The organism is Ideonella sp. B508-1, assembly GCF_000333615.1.
Classification (GTDB): domain Bacteria; phylum Pseudomonadota; class Gammaproteobacteria; order Burkholderiales; family Burkholderiaceae_C; genus Ideonella.
On sequence record NZ_BADL01000012.1, the window covers coordinates 1 to 7508 of the forward strand.

At 69.3% G+C, this 7508-nt stretch carries 7 protein-coding genes and 1 pseudogene; 2 read left to right on the top strand and 6 right to left on the bottom strand.

The genetic code is table 11. The features are described 5' to 3' along the window. Both nadC and I73_RS00865 read left to right on the top strand, forming a co-directional pair. The coding region (gene nadC, locus I73_RS00860; protein WP_026096147.1) for a carboxylating nicotinate-nucleotide diphosphorylase at window positions 1–851 on the top strand (851 nt) is incomplete at its 5' end. A gap of 89 nt (window positions 852–940) precedes the next feature. Continuing rightward, window positions 941–1225, top strand: a complete 285-nt coding sequence (locus tag I73_RS00865) for a late competence development ComFB family protein (RefSeq protein ID WP_022978890.1) — start codon at window positions 941–943, stop codon at window positions 1223–1225. A 40-nt stretch (window positions 1226–1265) separates the two neighbouring features. On the opposite strand, the gene nadB is transcribed toward I73_RS00865, so the two are convergent. The 6 genes and pseudogenes from nadB to I73_RS00895 form a co-directional block, all read right to left on the bottom strand. Beyond that, a complete protein-coding gene (nadB, locus tag I73_RS00870) occupies window positions 1266–2957 on the bottom strand; it encodes an L-aspartate oxidase (RefSeq protein ID WP_083876484.1) in 1692 nt (563 codons plus the stop codon). Window positions 2958–3065: 108 nt separating this feature from the next. Further along, window positions 3066–5654 (bottom strand): ATP-dependent chaperone ClpB, encoded by a 2589-nt coding sequence (gene clpB / locus I73_RS00875; protein WP_022978891.1) that lies wholly within the window; start codon window positions 5652–5654, stop codon window positions 3066–3068. A 123-nt stretch (window positions 5655–5777) separates the two neighbouring features. Then, the gene (locus I73_RS00880) at window positions 5778–6260 is read right to left on the bottom strand and encodes a flavin reductase family protein (protein WP_022978892.1); all 483 of its coding nucleotides are present in this window, start codon (window positions 6258–6260) and stop codon (window positions 5778–5780) included. Further along, window positions 6257–6775, bottom strand: coding sequence for a molybdenum cofactor biosynthesis protein MoaE (locus I73_RS00885; RefSeq protein WP_022978893.1), 519 nt, complete (start codon window positions 6773–6775; stop codon window positions 6257–6259). Before I73_RS00885 ends, I73_RS00880 begins: the two co-directional genes overlap by 4 nt. 10 nt (window positions 6776–6785) lie before the next feature. Then, window positions 6786–7037 (bottom strand): molybdopterin converting factor subunit 1, encoded by a 252-nt coding sequence (gene moaD, locus I73_RS00890; protein ID WP_022978894.1) that lies wholly within the window; start codon window positions 7035–7037, stop codon window positions 6786–6788. A 26-nt stretch (window positions 7038–7063) separates the two neighbouring features. Next, a pseudogene (locus I73_RS00895) lies at window positions 7064–7508 on the bottom strand (molybdopterin molybdenumtransferase MoeA); the annotation flags it as partial.

Genomic DNA, 7508 nt, shown 5'->3' on the forward strand with positions numbered 1-7508 from the left:
AACCTGGACGAGCGCGTGCGCGCAATGTGCGCGACGCGCTGTTCGAAGACATCGGCCGCGCCGACTGGACGGGCCTGCTGGTGCCGGCCGGCCGTCGGGTGGCCGCCCGCGTCACCGTGCGCGAAGACGCCGTGCTCTGCGGCCGCGACTGGTTCGAGGCCTGCCTGCTCGCCCTGGACCCGGCTGCTGCGGTGCAGTGGCATTACGCCGAAGGGGATCGCATGCGGGCCGACACCCCGGTGTGCGAGATCCAGGCCGATGCCCGCGCCCTGCTCTCGGCCGAGCGGCCGGCGCTGAACTTCCTGCAGCTGCTCTCCGGCACCGCCAGCCTCACCCGCCGGCATGTGGATGCGATCGAGGGCGCCTCGCCCAACCCGCGCGGCTGCGCCGTGCTGGACACCCGCAAGACCCTGCCCGGCCTGCGCCAGGCGCAGAAGTACGCGGTGCGGGTGGGCGGCGGCCAGAACCAGCGCCTGGCGCTGTGGCACGGCATCCTGATCAAGGAAAACCACATCGCCGCGGCCGGCGGCATCCCGCAGGTGCTCCAAGCCGCCGCCGAGCTGAACGCCGGGGTGGAGATCCAGATCGAGGTGGAAAGCCTGGCCCAGCTGCAGGAAGCGCTGGCCCACGGCGCCACCAGCGTGCTGCTGGACAACTTCAGCCTGGACATGATGCGCGAGGCGGTGGCCCTGACCGCTGGCCGGGCCCTGCTGGAAGCCTCCGGCGGCGTCACGCTGGACGGCCTGCGCGCCATTGCCGCCACCGGGGTGGACCGCATCTCCATCGGCAAGCTCACCAAGGACGTGGTGGCCACCGACTACTCCATGCGGGTGCTGGACCGGCTGGGCTGAGCCCTCAAGCCCCCTCCCCTGCGATGAAGGCCCGCCTTGGCGGGCCTTTTTCACGCCTGCGCCGGGCCGGATGCGGGCAGACTCCGGCCATGGACATCAGCTCGATCCACAACTGGTACGAAAAGGCCGTCTTTGCGACGGTGATGCGTCAGGCGCAGGACTTCCCGCACCTGCTGGACAACGAGGACGCCCTGGCCGACATCGCCTGCGTGGCGCTGAATCGCCTGCCGCCCCGCTACATCCGACACGAGGTGGACCTGGCCTTCTTCCAGACCGAACGGGAACGCACCGAGTCCGAACGCTCGGTGGAGGAAGCCGTCGAGTTCGCAATCGGCTTTGTCCAGGCTCGCAACGCGATGCGCGCGCGCCGCTGATCCAGGCAGACCCTGGCGGCCCTGGCTTGGCGCCTAGCTGCTAGCGGCTCTTGGCCTTGCGCGTCAGCACGGTCGGGAAGCTGACCGGCAGGGTGTGCGGGAAATCGCGGCTGTAGTGCAGGCCGCGGCTCTCGTGGCGCATCAGGGCCGAGCGCACGATCAGCTCCGCACAGACGACCAGGTTGCGCAGCTCCAGCAGGTCGCGGTTGACCCGGAAGTTGGCGTAGTAATCGTCGATCTCGTCCTTGAGCAGCTTGATGCGGTGCAGCGCCCGCTCCAGCCGGCGCGTGGTACGCACGATGCCCACGTAGTTCCACATCAGGAGGCGCAGTTCGTCCCAGTTGTGGGCGATGACCACCTGCTCGTCGGCGTTCTCCACCAGGCTCTCGTCCCAGGCCGGCAGCTTGGGCGGCTGCGGCAGCGGCGCCTGCAGGATGGCGTCCACGCAGCTGTGGCCCAGCACCACGCATTCCAGCAGCGAGTTGCTGGCCAGGCGGTTGGCGCCGTGCAGGCCGGTGTAGGTGGCCTCGCCCACCGCATACAGCCCCGGCAGGTCGCTGCGGCCGGCCAGGTCGGTCACCACGCCACCGCAGGTGTAGTGGGCTGCCGGCACCACCGGAATCGGCTGGCGCGCGATGTCGATGCCCAGCTCCAGGCAGCGGGCGTGGATGGTCGGGAAATGCTCCTTCAGGAAGGCCTCGCCCAGGTGGGTGGCGTCCAGCCACACATGGTCCAGGCCGTGTTTCTTCATCTCGAAGTCGATGGCCCGGGCCACGATGTCGCGCGGAGCCAGCTCGCCGCGGGCGTCGTGCTCGGGCATGAAGCGGCTGCCCCAGGGCGAATCGTCGCTGTCGCCTTCCAGCTTGACCCCGGGCAGGCGCAGCAGACCGCCCTCACCACGCAGCGCCTCGGTGATCAGGAAGCTGCGCTCCTGCGGGTGGTACAGGCAGGTCGGGTGAAACTGGATGAACTCCATGTTGGCCACCCGGCAGCCGGCCCGCCAGGCCATGGCGATGCCGTCGCCCGTCGAGGTCTCGGGGTTGCTGGTGTAGCGGTAGACCTTGCCCACGCCGCCGGTGGCCAGCACCACGGCACGGGCCGGCAGGGTCTCCACCCGGCCACTGTCGATGTCCAGCGCATAGACGCCGTGGCACTGCGGGCGGCCATCGGACTTCTTGACGTGGCGGTTGGTGATCAGGTCCACCGCCATCCAGCGCGCCCGCAGCTCCACGTTCGGGTGGGCGCGGGCCCGGGCCAGCAGGGCCTCGTGGATGGCCTTGCCGGTGGCATCGGCCGCATGGGCGATGCGACGCACCGCATGGCCGCCCTCTCGGGTCAGGTGCAGGCCCAGCGGGCCGCTCGGATCGGGTGAGAACGGCACGCCCTGCGCCACCAGCCATTCGATGGCCTGGGCGCTGTTCTGGGCGATGTAGCGGGCGGTGTGTTCGTCCACCAGGCCGGCCCCGGCCTCCTGGGTGTCACGCACATGACTCTCGACGCTGTCGTCCGAGCCCAGCACGCCGACGATGCCGCCCTGGGCCCAGGCGGTGGCCGCCTCGCCCAGGTCGCGCTTGGCCAGCACCACCACCTTCTGGCCCTGCTCGGCCAGGTTCAGGGCCACGGTCAGCCCCCCCAGACCGGCCCCGATGATGACCACCGGCAAGGCATCGTCCCCACCGGAACGAGAGGAGGACGACACGGGTGCGCCCGTGGATAGCGACGGTTCAGACATGATCGAGAGCAAGACGGTCGAGAGAACGGCCGTGCATGACAGAAAAATGGCGTGCGCCCATTCTAAGGACGCACGCCATCCGAGCCACCCCGAAGGGCATGCGGTACGTCAGTGCACCACGCGACCGAAGGAGAGTTCGCCCCCCTCGACGTCGATCGGGATGACGTCCTTGGGACCGAACTTGCCTTGCAGGATCAGCTTGGCCACCGGGTTCTCGATGCGGTGCTGGATGGCCCGCTTGAGCGGACGCGCCCCGAACACCGGGTCGAAACCGGCCTTGGCGATCTCGGCCAGGGCCGCCGGAGACACCTCCAGCTGCATATCCATCTTGGCCAGCCGCGCCTCCAGCCCCTTGAGCTGGATCCTGGCGATGGATTCGATGTTGGCCTGGTCCAGGGCGTGGAACACCACCGTCTCGTCGATCCGGTTCAGGAACTCCGGACGGAAGTGCTGCTTGACCTCGTCCCACACCGCGGCCTTGATCGCCTCGCCCGGTTGCCCGGCCATGGACATGATCAGGTGCGAGCCCAGGTTGCTGGTCATCACGATCACGGCGTTCTTGAAGTCCACCGTGCGGCCCTGGCCATCGGTCAGGCGGCCATCGTCCAGCACCTGCAGCAGCACGTTGAAGACGTCCGGGTGGGCCTTCTCCACCTCGTCGAGCAGGATCACGCTGTAGGGCTTGCGGCGCACGGCCTCGGTCAGGTAGCCGCCCTCGTCATAGCCCACATAGCCCGGAGGCGCGCCGATCAGGCGGCTCACGGAGTGCTTCTCCATGAACTCGCTCATGTCGATGCGGATCATGTGGTCCTCGCTGTCGAACAGGAAGCCCGCCAACGCCTTGCACAGCTCGGTCTTGCCCACGCCGGTGGGGCCCAGGAACAGGAAGCTGCCCAGCGGCCGGTTGGGGTCGGACAGGCCAGCCCGGCTGCGGCGGATGGCGTCGGACACGGCCACGATGGCCTCGTCCTGGCCCACCACGCGCTCGTGCAGCTTGGTTTCCATCAGCAGCAGCTTGTCACGCTCACCCTGCATCAACTTGCTGACCGGGATGCCGGTGGCACGGCTGACCACCTCGGCAATCTCCTCGGCCCCGACCATGGTGCGCAGCAGCTGCGGAACCGAACCACCCTTCTTGCCCGCCTCGTGGGCCTGGGCCTCCTTCAGGCGCTTGTCCAGCTCCGGCAGCTTGCCGTACTGCAGCTCGGCCACCTTGTTGAAGTCGCCCTTGCGCTTGAGTTCCTCGATCTGGAACTTGATCTTGTCGATCTCTTCCTTGACCTGGGCGCTGCCCTGGGCCGTGGCCTTCTCGGCCTTCCAGATCTCTTCCAGGTCGGCGTACTCGCGCTCGAGCTTGCCGATCTCTTCCTCGATCAGGCCCAGGCGCTTTTGCGAGGCCTCGTCGGTTTCCTTCTTGACAGCCTCGCGCTCGATCTTCAGCTGGATCAGCCGGCGGTCGAGCTTGTCCATCGCCTCCGGCTTGGAGTCAATCTCGATCTTGATCTTGGCCGCGGCCTCGTCGATCAGGTCGATGGCCTTGTCCGGCAGGAAGCGGTCGGTGATGTAGCGGTGGCTCAGCTCCGCCGCGGCGACAATGGCCGGGTCGGTGATCTCCACGCCGTGGTGCACCTCGTACTTTTCCTGCAGGCCGCGCAGGATGGCGATGGTCGCCTCCACGCTGGGCTCGTCGACCATCACCTTCTGGAAGCGGCGCTCCAGCGCAGCGTCCTTCTCGACGTACTTGCGGTATTCGTCCAGCGTGGTCGCGCCGATGCAGTGCAGCTCACCGCGGGCCAGCGCAGGCTTGAGCATGTTGCCGGCATCCATGGCGCCCTCGGCCTTGCCGGCGCCCACCATGGTGTGGATCTCGTCGATGAACAGGATCACGCGGCCCTCTTCCTGGGCCACTTCCTTGAGCACGGCCTTCAGGCGCTCCTCGAACTCGCCACGGTACTTGGCCCCGGCCAGCAGGCCGGCCATGTCCAGCACCAGCACCTTCTTGTCGCGCAGGGTGTCGGGCACCTCGCCGTTGACGATGCGCTGCGCCAGACCTTCGACGATGGCGGTCTTGCCCACGCCGGGCTCGCCGATCAGCACGGGGTTGTTCTTGCTGCGGCGCTGCAGCACCTGGATGGCACGGCGGATCTCGTCGTCGCGGCCGATCACCGGGTCGAGCTTGCCCTGGCGGGCCCGATCGGTCAGGTCCAGGGTGTACTTCTTCAGCGCCTCGCGCTGGCCTTCTGCCTCGGCCGAATCGACCTTCTGGCCGCCGCGCACCGCGTCGATGGCGGCTTCCAGGGCCTTGCGGGTCAGGCCATGGCCACGCACCACGCCACCCAGGTCGCTGCGGGCCTCGGCCAGGGCCAGCAGGAACATCTCGCTGGCGATGAAGCTGTCACCCCGCTGCATGGCCTCTTTGTCGGCCTGCTGCAGCAGCTGCACCAGATCGCGCCCGGCCTGCACCTGCCCACCCCCCTGCACCTGCGGCAGGCCGCCCATGGCGGTCTCCATCGCGGTCTTCAGGGCCGCCGTGTTGGCGCCGGCACGGTCCAGCAGGGCCTTGGGGCCTTCGGGCTGGGCCAGCATGGCCGCCAGCACATGGCTGGGTTCGATGTAGGGGTTGTCGCGGGCCACGGCCAGGCTCTGTGCCTCGGCCAGGGCTTGCTGAAAGGCGGTGGTGAGCTTGTCAAGACGCATGGATATTTCCTCCGATTGCGTGGACACATGGGCGCCGCCACGGCGTTTTCAAGAGACTGAACCGCCGATCCGCACAGGACTTTGACTCACATCAAGCGGCCGCACGCCGCCACCGCCGCCCCCTCAGAGCACGTCGCCCAGGGCGCGGTAGCAGCCGGCGTGGTAGATCAGCGGCTCGCCCTCGGCCTGCCGCGCGGCCAGCACCCGGCCGATGAACAGGCGGTGGTCACCCATCGGCTGCACGCTCTCCAGCACACACTCGAAACAGGCCAGGGCGTCGCGCAGCACGGGCGCACCGCCCTCCCCCTCGGCCCAGTCGCCCACCGCGAAACGGTCCGGGACCGGGCTGGCGAAGGACTGGGACACCGGCATCTGCGCCTGGCCCAGCACATTGACCGCGAAGTGGCCGGTCTGCTCGAAGGCCGCGACGCTGGGGCTGGCATTGCGCAGCGACCAGAGGATGAGCGGCGGGTCCAGCGACAGCGCGTTGAAGGAGTTGACCGTCAGGCCCACCCGCTGGCCGGCGGCGTCCCGACAGGTGACCACGGTGATGCCGGTGGCGAAGCGGCCCAGCGCGCCCCGCAGTTGCTTGACGTCCAGGCTCATCGGCGGCCTTCCGCGCTCATGCCGGCGTTGGCCGAGGCAATGCCCCAGCGGGCCAGGGCCTGGTCGTCCGCCACCCGGGCATCCACCCAGCGCGCGCCTTCGGCGGTGGTTTCCTTCTTCCAGAACGGGGCCTGGGTCTTGAGGTAGTCCATCAGGAACTCGCAGGCCTGGAAGGCCTCGCCGCGGTGGGCCGAGCTGACCACCACCAGGACAATCTGATCGCAGGGCCTGAGCGGCCCGACGCGGTGGATGACCCGGGCCGCGCGGATGTCGAAACGGGCGTGCGCCGCGTCGATCATCGCCTCGATGGCCTTCTCGGTCATGCCGGGGTAGTGCTCCAGCTCCATGGCCGAAACCTCGCCGGCCTGGGTGCCGTGGCGGTCGCGCACCGTGCCCAGGAAGCTCACCACGGCCCCGACGCCGCCATCGTCGGCGCGCAGGGACGCCACCTCCTGGCCCAGGTCGAAGTCGGCGGTCTGGATGCGCACCCGGGGTGTGACGGCAGAAGCGTTCAAGGACACGGGTTCAGCCTCCGGTCACCGGCGGGAAGAAGGCGAGTTCATCGCCATCGGCCAGCACCGCCTCGCCCGAGGCGAGCACCTGGTTGACGGCGGCCCGCACCGGCCGGGCCGGCGCCAGCGCCGCAGCGGCGGCCTCGCCTTCGGCCGCCAGCAGCGCGCGCACCTGGGCCACCGTGGCGCCCGCGGGCAGCTCCAGGGTCCGGGGCCCACCCAGCGTCTCGCGCAGCGAGGCAAAGAACAGCAGCTGGATCTTCATCGGCGTCTCGATCGGTATCTCGGTCTTCAAGCGCCCGCGGCCAGCACTGGCAGCGGGAAGTAGTTCACGGTGTCCCCGGCGGCAAAGGCCTGGCCGGCGGGGTTGTCCAGCAGGCCGTCGGCCCAGACGGCCGAGCTCAGCACGGCGGAGCTCTGGTTGGTATGAAGCTGCAGGCGGCCGTCGGCGCCCACCCGCACGCGCAGGAACTCGCGCCGGCGGTCCGGCTTGGGCCAGTCGAAGCCGGCCGTCACCCGCAGCGGCTGCGGCAAGACACAGCGCCCGCCCTGCAGGGCGGCCAGCAGTGGTGCCACCGTCAGCCAGAAGGTGACGAAGCTGGACACCGGGTTGCCCGGCAGGCCCATCAGCAGGGTTTCGCCACCGCCCGAACGGCGCACCGCGCCCACGGCCAGCGGCTTGCCCGGCTTGGCGGACAGCTGCCAGTGGTGGAGCCAGCCCTCGGCCTGCACGGCG